This window comes from Schaalia odontolytica (assembly GCF_009730335.1).
In the GTDB taxonomy this organism is placed as follows: domain Bacteria; phylum Actinomycetota; class Actinomycetes; order Actinomycetales; family Actinomycetaceae; genus Pauljensenia; species Pauljensenia dentiphila.
This window is the reverse complement of record NZ_CP046315.1, coordinates 1,346,734-1,366,157: the sequence shown is the minus strand read 5'-3', so window position 1 is coordinate 1,366,157 and position 19,424 is coordinate 1,346,734. Positions and strand designations below refer to the sequence as shown.

At 63.9% G+C, this 19,424-nt stretch carries 15 protein-coding genes and 1 tRNA gene; 3 read left to right on the top strand and 13 right to left on the bottom strand.

Features of this window, described 5'->3' with window-relative positions; genetic code table 11:
• Positions 1-41 precede the first annotated feature (41 nt).
• The 3 genes from FOC40_RS05885 to coaE form a co-directional block, all read right to left on the bottom strand.
• The gene (locus FOC40_RS05885) at positions 42-1,022 is read right to left on the bottom strand and encodes a TerC family protein (RefSeq protein ID WP_003796606.1); all 981 of its coding nucleotides are present in this window, start codon (positions 1,020-1,022) and stop codon (positions 42-44) included.
• A 277-nt stretch (positions 1,023-1,299) separates the two neighbouring features.
• A complete protein-coding gene (gene uvrB / locus FOC40_RS05880; RefSeq protein ID WP_039929776.1) occupies positions 1,300-3,384 on the bottom strand; it encodes an excinuclease ABC subunit UvrB in 2,085 nt (694 codons plus the stop codon).
• Positions 3,385-3,465: 81 nt separating this feature from the next.
• Positions 3,466-4,107: a dephospho-CoA kinase gene (gene coaE / locus FOC40_RS05875; protein WP_003796602.1), complete on the bottom strand. Its 642-nt coding sequence runs from the start codon at positions 4,105-4,107 to the stop codon at positions 3,466-3,468.
• A 142-nt stretch (positions 4,108-4,249) separates the two neighbouring features.
• On the opposite strand from coaE, the gene brnQ reads away from it, so the two are divergent.
• Complete coding sequence (gene brnQ, locus FOC40_RS05870; protein WP_081445541.1) at positions 4,250-5,602, top strand: branched-chain amino acid transport system II carrier protein; 1,353 nt, start codon at positions 4,250-4,252, stop codon at positions 5,600-5,602.
• A 518-nt stretch (positions 5,603-6,120) separates the two neighbouring features.
• Here the strand turns inward: brnQ and rpsA are convergent.
• Entirely contained in the window at positions 6,121-7,557 is a 1,437-nt protein-coding gene (rpsA, locus tag FOC40_RS05865; RefSeq protein ID WP_003792472.1) for a 30S ribosomal protein S1, read from the bottom strand.
• Between the two features lie 171 nt (positions 7,558-7,728).
• Positions 7,729-10,455 carry a DNA polymerase I gene (polA, locus tag FOC40_RS05860; protein WP_003796595.1) on the bottom strand — a complete coding sequence of 909 codons (2,727 nt, stop codon included), beginning with the start codon at positions 10,453-10,455 and terminating at the stop codon, positions 7,729-7,731.
• Between polA and FOC40_RS05855 the strand changes: the two genes are divergently transcribed.
• Positions 10,454-10,930 (top strand): PaaI family thioesterase, encoded by a 477-nt coding sequence (locus tag FOC40_RS05855; protein WP_003796593.1) that lies wholly within the window; start codon positions 10,454-10,456, stop codon positions 10,928-10,930. The genes polA and FOC40_RS05855 overlap by 2 nt on opposite strands.
• Before the next feature lie 60 nt (positions 10,931-10,990).
• On the opposite strand, the gene FOC40_RS05850 is transcribed toward FOC40_RS05855, so the two are convergent.
• Positions 10,991-11,581, bottom strand: a complete 591-nt coding sequence (locus FOC40_RS05850; protein WP_007588074.1) for an ANTAR domain-containing response regulator — start codon at positions 11,579-11,581, stop codon at positions 10,991-10,993.
• 63 nt (positions 11,582-11,644) lie between these two features.
• Between FOC40_RS05850 and FOC40_RS05845 the strand changes: the two genes are divergently transcribed.
• A tRNA-Leu gene (locus FOC40_RS05845) sits at positions 11,645-11,718 on the top strand.
• 136 nt (positions 11,719-11,854) lie between these two features.
• On the opposite strand, the gene FOC40_RS05840 is transcribed toward FOC40_RS05845, so the two are convergent.
• From FOC40_RS05840 to FOC40_RS05810, 7 genes are all read right to left on the bottom strand, one after another.
• Positions 11,855-12,070: a hypothetical protein gene (locus tag FOC40_RS05840; RefSeq protein ID WP_003792476.1), complete on the bottom strand. Its 216-nt coding sequence runs from the start codon at positions 12,068-12,070 to the stop codon at positions 11,855-11,857.
• A 234-nt stretch (positions 12,071-12,304) separates the two neighbouring features.
• A complete protein-coding gene (pyk, locus tag FOC40_RS05835) occupies positions 12,305-13,750 on the bottom strand; it encodes a pyruvate kinase (protein WP_003796590.1) in 1,446 nt (481 codons plus the stop codon).
• Positions 13,751-13,881: 131 nt separating this feature from the next.
• Entirely contained in the window at positions 13,882-14,835 is a 954-nt protein-coding gene (lgt, locus tag FOC40_RS05830) for a prolipoprotein diacylglyceryl transferase (protein WP_003792479.1), read from the bottom strand.
• Positions 14,832-15,641: a tryptophan synthase subunit alpha gene (gene trpA, locus FOC40_RS05825; protein ID WP_003796589.1), complete on the bottom strand. Its 810-nt coding sequence runs from the start codon at positions 15,639-15,641 to the stop codon at positions 14,832-14,834. The genes lgt and trpA overlap by 4 nt, the downstream gene beginning before the upstream one ends.
• Before the next feature lies 1 nt (position 15,642).
• Positions 15,643-16,938 carry a tryptophan synthase subunit beta gene (gene trpB / locus FOC40_RS05820; RefSeq protein ID WP_003796587.1) on the bottom strand — a complete coding sequence of 432 codons (1,296 nt, stop codon included), beginning with the start codon at positions 16,936-16,938 and terminating at the stop codon, positions 15,643-15,645.
• The gene (gene trpC / locus FOC40_RS05815) at positions 16,938-17,786 is read right to left on the bottom strand and encodes an indole-3-glycerol phosphate synthase TrpC (RefSeq protein WP_003796586.1); all 849 of its coding nucleotides are present in this window, start codon (positions 17,784-17,786) and stop codon (positions 16,938-16,940) included. Before trpC ends, trpB begins: the two co-directional genes overlap by 1 nt.
• An 88-nt stretch (positions 17,787-17,874) precedes the next feature.
• Positions 17,875-19,404 carry a chorismate-binding protein gene (locus FOC40_RS05810; protein ID WP_003796584.1) on the bottom strand — a complete coding sequence of 510 codons (1,530 nt, stop codon included), beginning with the start codon at positions 19,402-19,404 and terminating at the stop codon, positions 17,875-17,877.
• Between the last annotated feature and the right edge of the window lie 20 nt (positions 19,405-19,424).

Sequence of the window (19,424 nt, the reverse complement as noted above, 5' to 3'; positions counted from 1 at the left end):
CCGACCATGGAATTTTACCGCTGCCCCACGGTCGACTCATGTCACGCGCGCCGTTTATTGGAAACCGCGAGGGAGGCCACGACCGTGACCAGGATCGTCACGACGATGAAGCCCAGCGAGAACGCAATGGACGGCTCGGGGATCGCGGCTACCTCGTGGCCACCATTGATGAACGGCAGCTCGTTGGTGTGCAGCGCGTGGTTGATCAGCTTGAAGCCGATGAAACCCAGAATCGCAGCAAGGCCGTAGTGGAGGAACACGATGCGGTCGAGCAGGCCATCGATGAGGAAATAGAGCTGGCGCAAGCCGAGCAGCGAGAACGCATTGGCAGCGAACACCAGGTACGCCTCGGAGGTCAGCGAGTAGATCGCGGGAATCGAGTCGACGGCGAACATGACGTCGGCGGTGCCGATCGCGATGACACACAGCAGCATCGGCGTGATATAGGTGCGGCCACCGTGGCGGTAGAGCATACGCGAGCCGATAAAGCCGTCGGTGACGGGCACGACCTTCGACACCCAGCGCACGATTGACGGCGGGCGGTACTCCTCGTCGTCGTCATCGCTGGAGCCTTCGCGAACCTGGCTGATTGCTGTCCACAGCAGCCACGCGCCGAACAGATAGAAGACCCACGAGAAGTTTTCGATAAGCGCGGCACCAGCCAGAATGAAGATGAGGCGCAGAACCAGGGCGATGATGATGCCGGCGAGCAGCACCTCCTGCTGGTTTTTCCTGGGTACGCGGAAGGTGGAGAGGATGATGACGAACACGAACAGGTTGTCAATACTCAGCGCTTTTTCGGTGATATAGCCGCCGAGGTATTCCTGGCCGTATTGGGGTCCCCAGACCGCCCAGACGATGGCGCCGAAAATAAGGGCGATCGCGATGTAGGCGACGGACCACCAGGTCGCTTCCTTGAGCGTGGGTTCGTGGGGTGTGCGGACGTGGGCGACGATGTCGACGACGATCATGGTCAGGATGATGCCAGCCAGGACTATCCAGGCAAGGGCGTGCACGTGCATACGTGGGGCCTCCGGTACGAGTCGGGTACCGGAGGTCTCCTCCCGCCAGGAAATCCTGGCCGGTGACGCCGGAGGCCACGCCGCATGGGCGGGCCGTCGTGATGACGACGCCACTGTTGGTGGGAGTACTCCCCTCCGCTAACGCTTCCATCCTAGTCGGTGCACCTCACGTCGCGTCCCCGCGTGCGACGTGGCGTCGGTCGCGATTCTCACCGGAGTGCCTATCGACGAGGCCGGGGCCGCCCGACGCCGACAGGCAACCGGGGCGGGGCCGACGTCAGTGGGCGCGCTTCATGGCGCGCAGTTCCTTCTTCAGGTCTTCGATCTCGTCACGCAGGCGAGCCGCGACCTCGAATTGGAGGTGCTGGGCGGCTATCATCATCTGGGCGGACAGCTCCTCGATGAGTTCGGCAAGCTCAGCCTCAGCCCGCTGACCCGATATCACGGCGCGGCCGCCACCGGTCGCGTCGCTACGCTCCCTCTTGCTCTTTTCCTTGCGGTACCCGCCCTCGAGGAGGGTCTGCGTATCAACCTGCTCGCGGGCAAGCATGTCGGTCACGTCGGAGATCTTCTTACGCAGCGGCTGCGGGTCGATGCCGTGTTCCTTGTTGTAGGCGATCTGGATCTCGCGACGACGCATCGTCTCCGAGATGGCCTCGTTCATCGAATCCGTCATGTTGTCCGCGTACATGTGGACCTCGCCGGACACGTTTCGGGCGGCGCGGCCGATCGTCTGGATGAGCGAGCGAGTCGAGCGCAGGAAGCCTTCCTTGTCCGCATCGAGGATCGACACGAGGGAGACCTCGGGCAGGTCGAGGCCCTCACGCAGCAGGTTGATGCCGACGAGCACGTCGAACGTGCCCAGGCGCAGCTCGCGGAGTAGCTCGACGCGGCGCAGAGTGTCGACGTCGGAGTGCAGATACTCGACCTTGACGCCCCGCTCGGCGAGGTAGGTCGTGAGTTCCTCGGCCATCTTCTTCGTCAGGGTGGTGACGAGGACTCGTTCGTCGCGTTCGACGCGCACACGCACCTGCTCCAGGAGGTCGTCGATCTGGCCCTCGGTGGGCTTGACGACGACGAGCGGGTCAACGAGGCCCGTCGGGCGAATGATCTGCTCAACGACGCCGTCGGAGCGTTCAAGCTCGTAGGGGCCGGGGGTCGCCGACAGGTAGACGGTCTGCCCAATGCGCTCGGTAAACTCATCCCACTTCAGAGGGCGGTTGTCCATCGCGGAGGGCAGGCGGAACCCGTAGTCGACGAGGGTGCGCTTACGCGACATGTCTCCCTCAAACATCGCGCCGATCTGTGGAACGGTCACGTGCGACTCGTCGATGATGAGCAGGAAGTCATCGGGGAAGTAGTCCAGCAGCGTGTGCGGAGGCGTGCCGGGTCCGCGCCCGTCGATGTGGCGCGAATAGTTCTCGACACCCGAGCACGAGCCGATTTCTTTGAGCATCTCCAGGTCGAAGGTGGTGCGCATGCGCAGGCGCTGCTCCTCGAGCAGCTTGTTCTGGCCGCGGAACCACGCGAGGCGATCATCGAGCTCATCCTCGATGGAGGCGATCGCCTTCTTCATACGTTCCTCGCCGGCCACGTAGTGCGAGGCCGGGAAAAGGTACGTGTGGTCGACGTGATCGATGACGTCGCCGGTGAGCGGATGGAGAACGGCAAGAGACTCGATCTCGTCGCCGAACATCTCGATGCGGATCGCGAGCTCCTCATACACGGGGATGATCTCGATCGTATCGCCGCGCACGCGGAACGTGCCGCGCGTAAAAGCCAAGTCGTTGCGCACGTACTGCATGGCGACGAAGCGCCGCAGGAGAGCGTCGCGGTCGATGATCATACCCCGCTCGAGCTCAATCATGCGGGCTACGTATTCCTCGGGAGTACCGAGGCCGTAGATGCAAGACACCGAGGAGACGACGACCGTGTCGCGCCTCGTGAGCAGCGAGTTCGTAGCGCTGTGGCGCAGCCGCTCGACCTCGTCGTTGATCGAGGAGTCCTTCTCGATGAAGGTATCCGTCTGGGGAACGTAGGCCTCGGGTTGGTAGTAATCGTAGTAGGAGACAAAGTACTCGACGGCGTTGTTCGGAAGCAGCTCGCGGAACTCGGCCGCGAGCTGGGCTGCAAGCGTCTTGTTCGGCTCAAGTACCAGAGCGGGACGCTGCAGCTCCTCAATCAGCCAGGCCGTGGTCGCGCTCTTACCCGTACCCGTCGCGCCCATGAGAACGGCGTCCTGTTCGCCGTCTCGAATGCGCGCAGCCAGCTCCCGGATCGCCTTGGGCTGGTCGCCCGACGGCGTATAGGGAGAGATGACCTCGAAAGGCTTGTTCTGGCGGGTCACGACGTTATTGTTCACGCTCCTACGCTACCGCCCAGGCAAGTCTCCTGCGCGCACAAAGCGCACGGGTTCGCGACGAGCGTGGTCGCCCCAGCCTCGTCACACGGTGAGGGGAGCGTCCGGGGTCAGCCAACGCTCATAGACGAGGCGCGCGACTTCCTCGAGGTCGTCGGAGCTGCCCTCGTTGTCAATCCAGATCGTTGCGATCGCGCGGCGCTCCTGCGACGAGGCCTGGGCGCGGATACGTGCACGCGCGTCCTCGGGCGCAAATCCCCTGCCCTCCAGGCGCTTAACGCGTTCCTCGATGGGTGCGTCCACGATGACGACCGCATCGAAGCGATCCACATGGTCCCCTTCGATGAGAAGCGGAATATCGTAGACCGCGAGGCTCCCCTCCGGGGCTCCACGCAGGATCGACCACGCGCGCGCCTCAATGAGGGGGTGGGTGATGGCATTGAGCCGAGCGACGCGTTCGTCAGCTCCTTCACCCCCGAAGACCCGGGAGGCCAAGAGCGCGCGGTCCAAGCTCCCATCCTGCCTCAGCAGGTCGCCTCCAAAAGCACGTGCGACCTCGCTCAGCGCCGGCTCGCCCGGTTCGAGGATCTCCCGCGCAATCGTGTCAGCGTCCGCCGTCACCGCGCCCAGAGACGCGAAGACGCGCGTCACCGAAGACTTCCCTGAACCGATGCCTCCGCTGACCGCAACAATGCGGCGCGGTCCCTGCGGGTGAGGCGCACCCATCGGCCGAATGAGGGTCGCCGTGCAAGCCCCGCAACTCAGAGTCGTGTTCACACCCACAGGGTAGCCCGCCAGTTGTTGCTTTATGTGGTCGTCATGCAAGAATTGGGGCTGTTATAGAACCCACACCATCAAGTGAGTAGCAGTGACGCAGACAGTCAATGACGATTCCGCTGGACGCTCAAGCAGCACCGCCGTCCTCATCGCGACCTCTCTGACGCTTTTCTCTATGTTTTTCGGCGCAGGTAACCTGATTTTTCCGCCGATCATGGGTGCATCGGCGGGCAGCAATTTCGCGCCTGCGATGATCGGCTTCCTGATCGGCGGCGTGGCGCTGCCCGTCATCTCCATCATCACGATCGCGCTGTCGGGCACAGACATGCGCGACCTCGTGAGCCGCGCCGGCAAGTCTTTCGGGATCGTCTTTTCGATCATGGTGTACCTGTCGATCGGTGCCTTCTACGCGCTCCCACGTACAGGCGCAGTGTCTTTCTCGACGGCCGTCGCACCTCTCATCGGCACGAAGTCCTTGACCGCGTCGATCATCTTCAGCTTCGTTTTCTTCGGCATCGCGTTCTATCTGTGCTGGAATCCCGGCACAATCATCGACAACCTCGGCAAGATCCTCACCCCAATCCTGCTCGGGCTTCTCGTCCTCCTAGTTTTCCTGTGCCTGGCGTCGCTGCCGGCTTCGCATGATGCTCCAACCGGCGAGTACGCTGCCACTCCCCTGGCGGCGGGCCTACTCGAGGGTTACATGACGATGGACTCTATCGCCGCTCTGTCTTTCGGCATCATCGTTGTCACGTCGCTTGGACACACCGGCGGTGGCATCGGGGCGAAGGTCGTGCGCCGTACGTCGACGGCGGCCATTATCGCGGGTTCGCTGCTTGCCGTCGTCTACGTGGGCCTGGGACTCATCGGTCACGTGATCCCGAATGCTCAGAGCTACAGTGACGGCGCGTCGCTGCTCGCGGACGCCGCCCAGATGACGATGGGTTGGCCCGGACAAATCGTTTTCGGCCTCATCGTGCTGACGGCCTGCATGACAACGGCGGTCGGCCTGATCGCAGCAACCTCTGAGTTTTTCCACCGCCTTGTCCCGGCCATTTCGTACCGCGCCTGGATGATCGTCTTCACAATCATCTCCTTCGTGCTGGCTTCGGCAGGACTGAGCTCGGTGCTTGCCATCGCGGTACCGATCATCACGTTCCTCTACCCCATCGCGATCACCATCGTGTTCCTGACGATCGCGACCCACCCGCTGCGCCTGGCCACCCCGGCGCTGTGGGCGTTCCGCCTGGGCACCTGGATGGCGGCGGCGTGGTCGGCAGCGACGACGCTGGCTCATGTGGGGGTCAAGCCTGACATGATTAACTCGTTCCTCATGTGGAGCCCGCTCCAGGCGAACCAGCTTGGCTGGATTCTCCCCACGGTCATCGCAGCGGTGATCGGCGCGAGCATCGACGTGGCAGTGATGAAGCGTTCGGCCACCTAATCACCGTCAGCACCAGACCCCGCACGGCATATTGTTGAGCGGGGTCTCGTTGTCAATGCGACGAGGCCACGACGTCAGCCAGAACAAAAGTCGCACATAGTTTCCAGAGGTCAGTTTTTGAGACCCTATCAAAACGTTACAACTCCAACGATACGTCTTCAGTATTTGAAACAGATCCAACGGAATTACGTGCGACATTGCTGAGCAACTAGGCCGCCCGATTGGAGGCCGCCGCGAGGCCTGCGGGGCCTGGCTGCGGTGCCCGTGGGCGGTGGCGGGGCCTGGCCGGGCTTCGAGACGACGCGCCGAGCAAAGCTCGCGGCGCGGACGGCTCGCGGGCGGGCCGCCGCCCACGGGCACACCAAGCAGCCCGGCCCCAACATAACGCCCGCACGGCGGCCGGAAATCTGGCGGAGCGGCAAACAGCAAAAGTGGTGGCCCCCAGGAAACCTGGGGACCACCACTCATGCGTTCACGTGCGTGAACCGACGAGTTGAAGGTCAGTCACAAAGACTGATTCAGTTGTTCGTCAGCTTCTCACGCAGGGCAGCAAGGGCCTCGTCGGAAGCAAGGGTGCCCTCGTTGTCGACCGGGGTCGAGTAGGAGGCCTGCTCCTCGATGGAGGGAGCCGCTTCGGCGTCCTCTTCGAGGGCCTTGCGGACCTGAGCCTTGTGGGCCTCCCAGCGAGCCTGAGCCTCGGCGTACTGGGCTTCCCAAGCCTCGCGCTGAGCGTCGAAGCCTTCCATCCACTCCTGGGTCTCCGGATCGAAGCCCTCGGGGTACTTGTAGTTGCCGTTCTCGTCGTACTCGGCAGCCATGCCGTAGAGCGAAGGATCGAACTCTTCGGAGGTCGGATCCACGCCCTCGTTGGCCTGCTTGAGGGACAGGGAGATGCGGCGACGCTCAAGGTCGATGTCGATGACCTTGACGAAGACCTCTTCACCAACCTTGACGACCTGGTCCGGCAGCTCGACGTGACGCTGAGCCAGCTCGGAGATGTGGACGAGGCCCTCGATGCCGTCCTCGACGCGGACGAACGCGCCGAAGGGGACCAGCTTAGTGACCTTGCCGGGGACAACCTGGCCGATGGCGTGGGTGCGGGCGAATGCCTGCCACGGATCTTCCTGGGTGGCCTTGAGCGACAGGGAGACGCGCTCGCGATCCATATCGACGTCAAGAACCTCAACGGTGACTTCCTGGCCAACCTCGACGACCTCGGACGGGTGGTCGATGTGCTTCCAGGACAGCTCGGAGACGTGAACCAGGCCGTCGACACCACCGAGATCGACGAATGCGCCGAAGTTGACGATGGAGGAAACGACGCCGGAGCGCACCTGGCCCTTCTGCAGGGTGTGCAGGAAGTTCGTGCGGACCTCGGACTGGGTCTGCTCGAGCCATGCGCGGCGGGACAGGACCACGTTGTTGCGGTTCTTGTCGAGCTCGATGATCTTCGCTTCGATCTCGCGACCGATGTAGGGGGCAAGGTCGCGGACGCGACGCATCTCGACGAGGGAGGCGGGCAGGAAGCCACGCAGGCCGATGTCGAGGATCAGGCCGCCCTTGACGACCTCGATGACGGTACCGGTAACGACGCCGTCCTCTTCCTTGACCTTCTCAATCTGGCCCCACGCGCGCTCGTACTGCGCACGCTTCTTCGACAGGAGGAGGCGACCTTCCTTGTCTTCCTTCTGGAGGACGAGCGCCTCGATCTGGTCGCCCACGGCGACAACGTCGTCGGGGTTGACGTCGTGCTTGATGGACAGCTCGCGAGAGAGGATGACACCCTCGGTCTTGTAGCCGATGTCAAGGAGGACCTCGTCGTGGTCGACCTTGACGACAGTGCCCTCGACGATGTCACCATCGTTGAAGTACTTGATGGTCTCGTCGATGGCTGCGATCAGGTCTGCTTCCGAACCAATGTCGTTGATAGCGACCTGCGGCGTGTTGGTGGTCATGTAGTAGTTTCTCCGAAACGGACTGGATAGTAGATGGACAGTTCCGGCGTCCCGAGACGAATGCGGATGCACTTGTCCCCAGACACCGTGAACTAGTTTAGCAGCCTTTAACTGGCAAATGTGACGAATATGGCGACACTTTCCGTGGTGTGCGTCGCGTCGCCACGCCGGTCAGTGAGCCGCAAGCTGCCAGGACCGCCCGACTCCGACAGCAACATCGAGCGGAACGGAGAGCTCCACGGGCGTCGCCATCCTGTCGCGGACGATCGCTTCGACGGCGGCCGCCTCGCCCGGCGCGACCTCAACGAGCAATTCGTCGTGGATCTGCACGAGGAGGCGCGACTTCAGGCCGGCCTCGGACAGGGCGTCGACGACATTGATCATGGCGATCTTGACGATGTCTGCAGCGCTGCCTTGGATGGGCGCGTTGAGTGCGGCGCGCTCGGCCATCTCACGCCGCTGACGGTTCGACGAGCGCAGGTCGGGCAGGTAGCGGCGGCGCCCGAACATCGTCTGGGTGTACCCGTCTGCTCGCGCCTGGGCGACCAGGCCCTCAAGGTAGTCGCGCACCTTCCCGAAGCGTTCGAAGTAGCGGTCGCGCAGGGCGGCGGCCTCGGGCACGGGAATGCCGAGCTGGGCGGCGAGTCCGTAGGAGGACAGGCCGTACGCGAGGCCGTAGGACGTTGCCTTGATGCGCGAGCGCTCCTCGGCACTGACCTCGGCGACCGGCGTTCCGAACACCATCGATGCCATCGTGCGGTGCAGGTCCTCGCCGGAGTTGAACGCTTCGATGAGTGCCTCGTCCCCCGACAGGTGCGCCATGAGGCGCATCTCGATCTGCGAGTAGTCGGCGCTCATGAGCGACTCGAATCCCTCACCTGCGACGAAGGCCCCGCGGATACGCATACCATCGGCGCTGCGCGCGGGAATGTTCTGCAGGTTCGGATCGGAGGACGCGAGGCGCCCCGTGGCCGCGGCGACCTGGGAGAAGGTCGTGTGGATGCGTCCGTCGGAGGCGACGGTCGCGGACAGGGAGTCGACCATCTGCTTGAGCTTGATGCGGTCGCGGTGGGTGAGCAGGAACCCGAGGAAGTCGTGCCCCGCTCCCCCCTCGTCGGAGGTCTTCGCGTGCAGGTCCGCCAGGGCATCGGCATTCGTCGTGTACCCGGTCTTCGTCTTCTTCGTCTTAGGCAGGCCGAAGTGGTCGAAGAGGAGCTCCTGGAGCTGCTTGGGGCTCGACAGGTTGACCTCACGGCCGGCGGCAGCCCACGCGCCCTCGCGCGCGGCGTCGACGGCCTTGCCGAGTTCGTCGGATAGACCGTTCAGCACGGACGTGTCCGCGGCGATGCCGATGTCTTCCATCTGACCAAGCAGAACCGACAGCGGCATCTCCATGTCGGTGAGCAGCGCGGCCTCGGAGCTTTCCTCCAGGCGCGAGCGCAGAGTCGAGGCGAGCGGGTGAAGGTAGGCGGCCAACTTCCCGGCGCGCACCTGGGCGGCGCTCGGGCCAGCTCCCATGTCACCGAGATCAAAGAGAGCCTCAGAGTCACCCTCCCCTTCCTCGATCACGACGCCAAGCACACGCGAGAGCACATCCTCCAGCTTGTGGGAGCGCTGATCGGGATGCGCGAGGTACGCCGCCAGCATCGTGTCAAACTCGACGCCGCCCAGAGTCCAGCCGCGCGAGGAGAGAGCATGACGCGCACCCTTCGCGTCGTGCACGATGAGGGACGAGGCCGTCGCGAGCACCTCGCCGAGTGCTTCCTCCTGCTTGGGGCTCAGTTCGACGGGGTCGATCACGAGTGCCTCCTTGTCAGAGGCTAGGACAAGGCGGGTGACATCGCCGCGAGTCGGCCGCATGTCGCCTTCAACGAGCACGGCGAGCGTCGAGTGAGCGCGAGCCCACTGGGCAATGTCGCAGGAAGCATCCGCGAGGGCCACCGAGATCTCCACCTCGGTCACAGCCTCGGGAGCCTCATCGACGTGCCCCTCCCCCATCCCAATGCCAGCGACCTCGCGCACCTTCTGGCGCAGACGACCAAATTCGAGAGAATCAAAGAGCCGATCGATGGCGGCGACATCCGTGGGGCGGCGCGCCAGATCACTGGGCGACACCTCAAGGTCCATGTCGGTGAGCAAGCGATTGAGGCGGCGGTTGCGCACGACGTCGTCCATGTGTTCACGCAGGGCCGCTCCGCGCTTTCCACCGATCTCGTCGGCCCGCGCCAAAAGGTTGTCCAGGCCGTCGTACTTGTTAATCCACTGCGCGGCAGTCTTCGGGCCGACACCCGGAACGCCGGGCAAGTTATCCGAGGTCTCACCCACGATTGCGGCAATCTCGGGATAGCGGTGCGGTGGCACGCCGTACTTCTCCTCCACCGCCTGCGGAGTCATGCGGCGCAGATCGCCGGGACCCGTGCCCGGGTACAGCACCGTGACGTTGTCAGTCACCGTCTGGAAGGAGTCGCGGTCACCGGATACAACAAGGACCGTCGCACCATCGTTGCCGGCACGGTACGCGAGCGTCGCGAGAATGTCGTCCGCTTCGAAACCCTCGCGTGAGAGCGACACGATGCCCATCGCATCGAGCACCTCGCGAATTAGCTCGACCTGGCCCTTGAACTCCTCGGGCGTGGCGTCGCGCGTCCCCTTGTACTCCGGGTACTCCTCGGTACGGAATGAGTGTCTGGACACATCGAAAGCGACAGCAACGTGTGTCGGCTGCTCGGTTTCCAACAGCCTCGTCAGCATTGAAACGAAGCCGTAAACCGCATTCGTGTGCTGGCCGGTAGCCGTCACGAAGCTATCCGGCGGCAGGGCATAAAACGCACGAAAAGCCATCGAATGGCCGTCAATAATCAGCACAGTGTCACTCACACATGCCACCCTAGATGCCATGACACACGAGCACCAGACGAAACACACGCATTCTTCCTCACCCGATCCGCTCGCACGGGGCGGCTGGGTCGGCGCCCACTGGCCCGGCACCCTCATGGAAGCGACCGGCATGGAAGTGCTGGAGCACAGCGCGTCACGCACCGTGATCTCCATGCCCATCGACGGAAACCGCCAGAGCGCCGGAATCCTCCACGGTGGGGCATCCGCTGCCCTCGCGGAGACTGCGGCGTCGTTTGCAGCACAAATTCATGCGCGTGAAGCCAACCCGGGCAAGCAGGCCTACGCCGTCGGGACTGAACTCAACGCCTCCCATATCAGTGCAGGACGCGAGGGAATTATCACTGCGACCGCGACCGCCGTTCACCTCGGCCGCAGCTCGACCGTCCACACCGTGGAGATTCGCGACGAGGCCGACCGACTGATCTCCATCGCCCGCGTGGCGAACCGCATCCTGGTGCGTTCGAGCCACGACTGAGTTGCCAGAACACAGCAATGGGGAGGGGCAATTGCCCCTCCCCATTCGCTCGTCTATGACTCAGTCGTCGACCTGGTTGATCACCGCGTCAGCAACCTCACGCATGGACAGACGACGATCCATCGATGTCTTCTGAATCCAGCGGAAGGCCTCAGGCTCGCTCATGCCCATATTCTTCATGAGCAGACCCTTCGCGCGGTCAACGCGCTTTCGGGTCTCGAAGCGATCCGACAGATCGGCGATCTGATCCTCGAGCGACTCGATCTCAGCGTGACGCGACAGAGCGATCTCAACGGCGGGGATCAGGTCAGCAGGGCTGAAGGGCTTCACGACGTATGCCATCGCGCCGGCGTCGCGCGCACGCTCAACGAGCTCCGTCTGGGAGAAAGCCGTCAACATGACAACAGCGCAGGACAGTTCCTGCAGGATTTTCTCTGCTGCGGTGATGCCGTCCATCTTTGGCATCTTGACATCCATCACGCACAGATCGGGTTCGAGCTCGAGTGCAAGCTCGACAGCTTCCTCACCGTCGGCAGCCTCGCCAACGACCTCGAACCCCGCCTGGGTCAGCGTCTCAACGATATCGAGACGAATCAACCCCTCGTCTTCTGCGACGAGGACGCGACGCGGTTCAGCCTGCTCTTCACTCATTGTCATATTCCTCAGTTTGATCGGTTTGCTCAGCTGCTCTATTGTGGGACACGCACACGCGAAGCCCCGATAGCCCAACTGGCAGAGGCGGTCGGCTCAAACCCGGCTTGTTGTGGGTTCGAATCCCACTCGGGGTACCGCCAGTGGAGTACGTGCTCCTAATGGTACCGGCAATTCAGCACGTATGCGACGTGCGTAGCACAAATTGATACAGCAAAATCGCAGACGAACAAGGGGCCGACAAGCAAAGCTTGTCGGCCCCTTTGTCGCGGCTCAGGCCACGACGCTCAGTTCGAGACCGAGGTACTCGGCAGCCGCGCCCCGGCGGGCCGGCTCGTCAAGGTCGGCGATTGCCTGCTTGACCTTCGAGTCATGGAAGTCAGCGAACCACGGCTCAACGGCGCGTGACAGTTGGCCGACCTCCAGGTTGTTGGCCACGCGGCCAAACAGGGTGTCGTGGACCGACACGGTACGGATCTTCGTATTCATTTCTCTTTCTCCTCTTCAATTCGGGCGCGCCAGAAAACGTGCTTTGTTCGCACAGGCATTCCTGATCACGCCGGGCAGCGATCTGCTGCACTGCCGCGCCGTCGTTGGTGCGGCGTCCACGTGTCTCAACGTGTATCCGAGTACTTTATTCCACGGATTTAGTTTTGTCCACGCGAACAGACAAAAAGTGCGGGGGCGCCGGCCTGGTGCCGGCGCCCCCGCTACTCACGCATCTCACGAGTGGCGGGTTCCGCCAATCGCGTAGTCGGCCTCATCTCCGACTTCATGGATACGCAGCATGTTCGAGGAGCCGGCGATGCCCGGGGGCATACCAGCAACGATGACCAGCTGATCGCCGATGTCCGCCAGGTGCGCAGACTGAACCACCTGATCGAGCTGCCACACCATGTCGTCCGTGTGCTGCACCTCGGGCACGCGATAGGCCCGGATACCCCACGACAGGGCGAGGCGGCGACGCGTCGATTCGAGCGGCGTGAAGGCCAGCATCGGGATCGGGCGGCGCATGCGCGACAGCAGACGAGCGGAGGTACCGGACTGGCTGAAGGTCACGAGGTAGCGGGCATCCATGTGCTCGGCGATACGCGCCGCGGCCTCACAGATGACGCCCGCGCGGTCGGCGTAGAAGCCGGGGATCGAGGCGATACGCTCGCCGCCATTCTCTTCCGTCGACTCGATGATCGCGGCCATCGTTCGCACCGTCTCGATGGGGAACGCGCCGACCGAGGTCTCGCCGGAGAGCATGACCGCATCGGCACCGTCGAGAATCGCGTTAGCACAGTCGGATGCCTCGGCTCGCGTCGGGCGCGGGTTCTTGATCATGGAATCCATGACCTGTGTCGCGACAATGACGGGCTTGGCGGCAATGCGGGCGAGTTCGATGGCGCGCTTCTGCACCAGCGGGACGGCCTCAAGGGGCATCTCGACACCGAGGTCACCGCGAGCGACCATGATGCCGTCGAAGGCCTCGATAATGTCTTCCAGCGCCTCGACAGCCTGCGGCTTCTCGATCTTGGCGATAACCGGGATGCGCTTGCCCATCTCGTCCATGATCACGTGGACGTCGTTGATGTCCTTGGCGGAACGCACGAAGGACAGGGCAATGAAGTCGGCATCCTGCTCGATGGCCCAGCGCAGATCCTCCTTGTCCTTCTCGGACAGGGCAGGAACGGAGACGGCGACGCCGGGCAAGTTAAGGCCCTTGTGGTCCGACACCATGCCGGGAACCTCGACGCGGGTAACGACGTCGGTCTCGGTGACCTCGACGACGCGGACCGCGACGTTACCGTCGTCGATCAGCAGGCGGTCGCCAGGAGCGCAGTCACCGGGCAGGCCCTTAAAAGTCGTACCGACGAGTTCCTTGGTGCCGGGAACGTCGCGGGTCGTGATGGTGAAGGTGTCACCGATCTTCAGTTCCTGGGGGCCATCCTGGAACGTCTCAAGACGGATCTTGGGGCCCTGGAGGTCGACGAGAACCGCGATCGCTCGGCCGGACGTCGCAGACGCCTTCCTCACGCGCGAAATGACGGCCGTGTGTTCCTCAGCCTTTCCATGCGACCGGTTGATACGCGCGACATCCATGCCGGCGTCCACCAGTGCCTGGAGCTGCTCAGGGGTTTCAGTGGCAGGTCCGATAGTGCAGACAATCTTAGCTCGACGCATAGGTATGAGTTTACCGTCCAATCACGGTTGAAACGAGGAGGATGCACACCGGGTTAACGTGATCATTCCCATGAATCCGCCCGTGGTGGGAGCGCTGGCACACGGATTGCCCGCACAGAGGAAGACGAAAACTACTCGAGAGTGCTCTCTTCAGCAGTTTCATCCTCACTCACGCTGGTCCCCGAAACATCGTCAGCATCGGATTCACCGGCGTCAGTCTGCAGGTCTTGGGCTTCTTCGTCCGCGTGTTCCGCAGTCGTCTCAGCGACAACGCGCGTCGGGCGCCCAAGCCGGCCGGCGACGACGAACACGAGTACGCCCAGTGCGAACACGAGCAGGGACGTCCATACATTGAGGCGCAGGCCCAAGACTCTGTGCGCATCGTCGATGCGCAGCATCTCGATCCAGCACCGGCCGGCGGTGTAGGCCATCAGGTACAGACCGAACACCTGTCCCCCGGCGAAGCGGTGACGCCGGTCGAGCCACACGATGAGCGCGGCGGCGGCAAGGTTCCACAGGCACTCGTAGAGGAACGTCGGATGGAACAGCGTCCCCGCGGGGTAGCCGGCGGGCATGTGCGCCGTGTCGATCTGGAGGCCCCACGGCATGGTCGTCGGAGCGCCGAAGAGCTCCTGGTTGAACCAGTTTCCCCAACGGCCGATCGCTTGGGCGATCAGCAGAGCCGGGGCCAGGGAGTCGGCGATTGGGCCGAGGCGGACACCCGCACGTTTGACCGCGATATACACGCCGAGCGCGCCGAAGGCGACGCCGCCCCAAATGCCGAGGCCTCCACGCCAAATCTGGAAAGCGAGCATCGGGTCACCACCCGGACCGAAGTAAGCATCCGGGGACGTGATGACGTGGTAGATACGCGCGCCGACGACGCCAAGCGGGATCGCCCAGAGTGCGGCGTCGTACAGCGTGTCCGGGTTTCCACCGCGGTCGCGATAACGGCGTGCCGTCCACCAGACGCCGATGATCATGCCTGCGGCGATGATGATGCCGTAGGCCCGCAGCGGAATCGGCCCAAGGTACCAGACGCCCTGCGAGGGCGACGGGATACCGGCCGCGATGAGGGCGCTCATGCGCGCACCCCGGTGACGCCGAACTTCAGCTCGGTGGCGAGCTCGCCCAGGGCCTTCAGGCCACGGTCGATGTTCTCGTCGAACAGAGTCTTGACGAGCGCGGATCCGACGATGACACCGTCCGCGTAGGCGCCGATCTCGCGGGCCTGAGTGCCGTTGGAGACGCCGAGGCCCACGCACACGCGCTCGGCTCCGGCGGCGCGGGTACCCTCCACGACGTCGGCGACGTGAGCTCCGACCGCTGCGCGCGCACCCGTCACACCCATCGACGAGGCCGCGTAGACCCAGCCGCGCGAGTGCTCGGCGATGAGCTTGAGGCGATGCTCGGGGGATGAAGGAGCGCTCAGATAAATACGTTCGAGGTCATACTTGTCCGACGCCGCCTCCCACTGCGCGCCCTCCTCGGGCGGCAGGTCCGGCGTGATGAGGCCGGAGCCGCCGACGGCGGCGAAGTCCTTGGCGAAGCGCTCGACGCCCCACCACTCGACGGGATTCCAGTAGGTCATCGAGCAGGTCGAAATACCGTACGAGGTCAGCTCGTCCACCGCGTGGAAGAGATCCTCGAGGTGCGTGCCTCGTTCGAGAGCTGCGACGGTCGCACGCTGGATGGTCGGGCCGTCCATGCCCGGATCCGAGTACGGGAAGCCGAGCTCGATAACGTCGACGCCGCAGTCCGCAAGGACCTTACCCGCACGGATCGAATCCTCGACCGACGGGAATCCCACGGGCAGGTATGCGATGAGCGCAGCGTCGCCGCGCTGGAGGGCGGCGTCAATCGCGATAGCTGAATGGGGTGCACGCGTCATGTCACTTCTCCTCGTTCTCGTCCAGGACGGCAACACCCGACGGGCCGGCGCTGGGGTCGATGACCTGCAGCTTCGCCTGTCCGTAGCCGAACCACCGCGAAGCCGTATCCACGTCCTTGTCGCCACGACCCGACACGGTCACGATCACGATGGGCTCCTCACCGGGTGCGAACGGGCCCTCGGCCTCGGACTTCGCGCGGGCCCAGGCGCGCACGCCGGCGAGGGCGTGCGAGGACTCGATCGCGGGAATGATGCCCTCCGTGCGCGACAGACGTAGGAAAGCATCCATGGCATCGGCGTCAGAAACGGGCATGTACGAGGCTCGGCCGGAGCGCGCCAACCACGCGTGCTGCGGGCCGACACCCGGGTAATCAAGGCCGGCGGAAATCGAGTGGGAGGCCTTCGTCTGGCCGTCGCGTTCCTGCAGCACGAACGTGCGTGCACCGTGCAGCACACCCACCTCGTCGGCGGTAATAGAGGCTGCGTGTCGCCCGGTGTCGAAGCCATCGCCGGCTGCCTCGCAACCAAGCAGCTCGACGCTGGGATCATCGATGAACGCGGTGAAGGATCCGATGGCGTTGGAACCGCCACCCACGCAGGCCACAACGACGTCGGGCAGGCGTCCCTCGGCGGCGAGCAGCTGTGCGCGCGCCTCGTCGCCGATAACACGCTGAAGGTCGCGCACCAGCTCCGGGAACGGGTGCGGGCCGGCGGCCGTACCAAAGATGTAGTTGGTCGTCTCCACGTTGGTCACCCAGTCGCGGAAGGCCTCGTTGATCGCGTCCTTGAGGGTCGCCGATCCAGCCGTCACGGCGATAACCTCGGCGCCGAGCATCTGCATACGCGCGACGTTCAGCGCCTGTCGCTCGGTGTCCTCACGTCCCATGTAGATCGTGCAGTCGAGGCCGAGGAGAGCAGCGGCGGTCGCGGTGGCCACGCCGTGCTGGCCGGCGCCGGTCTCGGCGATGACACGCGTCTTGCCCAGCTCCTTGGTGAGCAAGGCCTGACCGAGCACGTTGTTGATCTTGTGCGAGCCCGTGTGGTTCAGGTCCTCGCGCTTCAGGAACACGCGCACACCGCCCAGGTCGGCCGCGAAACACGGTGCCTCAGTCAGCAGCGAGGGACGTCCTGCGTAGTTCAGGAACAGGTCGCGCAGGCGGCGCTGGAACGACTTGTCGCGCCACAGGTGCTTCCACGCGGCCTCAACCTCTTCGAGGGGGCCCATGAGGGACTCGGCGACGAAGCGTCCACCGAAATCACCGAAGTACGGTCCTTGTGCAAAGTTCTCGGCAACCATCACTGTCCTTCCTGACGCGCCGCGGCGACGCGAGCCTTACGATCCGTTCGCAGAGCGGGATGCTGCCCAGCACTCACCATGTCCTGGATGCTCGCGCGGGGGTCACCCGACGTCACGAGCGCTTCGCCGACGAGAACAGCGTCCGCGCCCCACTTGGCGTATTCAAAAACATCATGAGCATTCGCGACGCCGGACTCGGCGACGGCGACAACATCCTGGGGAATCACGTCGATGACCTGCTCAACGGTCGAGCGGTCCACTTCCAACGTCTTCAGATTGCGAGCGTTGACGCCAATGATCGAGGCACCGGCCTCCATCGCGCGCAGGGCTTCGAGTCGCGAGTGCGTCTCCACCAATGCCTCCATGCCGAGCGAACGAGTGCGTTCCAGCAGGGACACCAGCACATTCTGCTCGAGCGCGGCGACGATCAACAGCACGAGGTCGGCGCCGTGAGTACGCGCCTCGTGGATCTGATACGGAGTGACGATAAAATCCTTGCGCAGAATCGGAATGTCGACGGCCGCGCGCACAGCGTCAAGATCCGCGAGCGAACCATTGAAGCGACGCTGCTCGGTGAGCACCGAGATGACCGACGCTCCCCCGGCCTCGTACGTCGACGCGAGAGCTGCCGGATCCGGGATCGCTGCGAGAGCACCCTTAGACGGCGAAGATCGCTTGACCTCGGAGATGATCTTGACGGCACCGTCGCGGTTACGCAGAGCACCGAGAGCATCCTTCGCCTCCGGGACCTGGGTCTCCATCTCCTTGATCCGAGCCAGAGGGACGCGGTCTTCACGCTCCTTCAGGTCCTGACGGACCCCAGCGATAATGTCATCGAGAACGCTCACGACGCTCCCCTTTCAGGCAGAAATGATCAATCCTCACCTAGGCTAGCGAAAAATAGCCGCCAACGAGTCAGCCATCCCGCACTACGGGTCAGGACAAGGGGATGAGAGTCGACGCTCGCACGACGGACTCAACCGCCGCGGCGGCCTTATTACGCGACTCCACGTATTCCAGGGCAGGAACCGAGTCCGCAACGAGACCCGCACCCGCCTGCACCGAGGCTACGCCGTCCTTCAAGGAAGCAGTGCGAATAGCAATCGCTAGATCCGCGTCCCCCGACAGGTCGAAGTAGCCGACCACACCGCCGTACACGCCGCGCGCCGCGGGCTCGAAATCATCGATCAGCTGGATGGCACGAGGCTTGGGCGCCCCCGACAGGGTTCCTGCGGGGAACGTCGCAACCAGGGCATCGAGCGCATCAGCGTCCGCGCGCAGCACCCCCGTCACCGTGGAGGAGATGTGCTGAATGTGAGAGAAACGCTTGAGCTCCATGAGCGTGGAGACCTCGACCGACGCAGGATCGCAGACCTTCGACAGGTCGTTACGAGCCAGGTCCACGAGCATCACGTGCTCCGACAGCTCCTTCGGGTCCTCGAGAAGCTCGGCAGCGAGACGATGGTCCTCGGCAGAATCCGCTCCGCGCGGGCGCGAGCCCGCGATCGGGTACGTCCAGACGCGGCGTCGTTCAGTCTTCACGAGGGTCTCGGGAGACGAGCCGACGATCACAAAGTGACCGCCCCGCTCATCGGGCAGATCCAGAAAGTACATGTAGGGCGAGGGGTTGACCGTGCGCAGCACCCGGTAGACGTCGATGCCGCTGGCCGACGTCGACACGTCAAGGCGCTGGGAAACGACAATCTGGAAGGCGTCGCCGTCTTTAATCGCCCGCTTGGCCGCGCTGACGGAAGACTCAAAATCTGCTCGTGCCGTGCGCTCGCGCACCTCCGGCGGCGTGGCACCGCTGGCGCCAAAAACCGCGGGCGCGATCGGGGCCGCAAGCTGCGTGGTCATCGCGTCGAGACGCTCAATCGCTCGGTCGTACGCCCCATCCACACCGTCAGCCGAGCCGTTCAGGTTCCAGGCGATAGCCATGAGGTAAACCGAACCAGTCGCATGGTCGAGCGCGGCGACCTCGGTGGCGAGCACGAGCGTCGCATCCGGGATGTCGGATTCCTTCGGTGCGGTCGCTGCGAGCGTCGGCTCCCACTCGGGGATGATGCCCCAGCCCAGAGAACCGACGAGAGCACCCGTCAGTGGGGGCAGTCCTTCAATCGCAGGTGCGGCGAGCTCCTCCAGTGCGGAGTGCACGACCTCGAGGAAGGTTCCCTCCTCCAGGGCACCCTCAGGATGCGAACCGATCCACTGCGCGCGTCCGTCACGCGCGACGATCGCACCGGCGCTCGATGCTCCGACGAACGACCAGCGTCCCCACGAACCACCATGCTCAGCGGATTCCAGAATAAAGCTGCCATAGTTGCCGTGCGCAAGCTGCCGGTAGACACCCACCGCGCTCAGCTCGTCGGCAAGCACGCGGCGCACCACGGGGATCACGCGGCGCTTCGCAGCGAGATCAACAAAGACATCGCGCGGGGGCCACGTCTGGCCCCATTCAAGGCTCACAGACTCAGACTGATACGAAG

What these genes read in the sequence shown, in the direction of transcription:
- FOC40_RS05885 (WP_003796606.1), bottom strand. Translation starts at nt 1,022, where the DNA reads ATGCACGTGCACGCCCTTGCCTGGATAGTCCTGGCTGGCATCATCCTG.
- coaE (WP_003796602.1), bottom strand. Translation starts at nt 4,107, where the DNA reads ATGGGTGCGCCTCACCCGCAGGGACCGCGCCGCATTGTTGCGGTCAGC.
- rpsA (WP_003792472.1), bottom strand. Translation starts at nt 7,557, where the DNA reads ATGACCACCAACACGCCGCAGGTCGCTATCAACGACATTGGTTCGGAA.
- FOC40_RS05855 (WP_003796593.1), top strand. Translation starts at nt 10,454, where the DNA reads ATGACACACGAGCACCAGACGAAACACACGCATTCTTCCTCACCCGAT.
- polA (WP_003796595.1), bottom strand. Translation starts at nt 10,455, where the DNA reads ATGGCATCTAGGGTGGCATGTGTGAGTGACACTGTGCTGATTATTGAC.
- FOC40_RS05850 (WP_007588074.1), bottom strand. Translation starts at nt 11,581, where the DNA reads ATGAGTGAAGAGCAGGCTGAACCGCGTCGCGTCCTCGTCGCAGAAGAC.
- FOC40_RS05840 (WP_003792476.1), bottom strand. Translation starts at nt 12,070, where the DNA reads ATGAATACGAAGATCCGTACCGTGTCGGTCCACGACACCCTGTTTGGC.
- pyk (WP_003796590.1), bottom strand. Translation starts at nt 13,750, where the DNA reads ATGCGTCGAGCTAAGATTGTCTGCACTATCGGACCTGCCACTGAAACC.
- lgt (WP_003792479.1), bottom strand. Translation starts at nt 14,835, where the DNA reads ATGAGCGCCCTCATCGCGGCCGGTATCCCGTCGCCCTCGCAGGGCGTC.
- trpA (WP_003796589.1), bottom strand. Translation starts at nt 15,641, where the DNA reads ATGACGCGTGCACCCCATTCAGCTATCGCGATTGACGCCGCCCTCCAG.
- trpB (WP_003796587.1), bottom strand. Translation starts at nt 16,938, where the DNA reads ATGGTTGCCGAGAACTTTGCACAAGGACCGTACTTCGGTGATTTCGGT.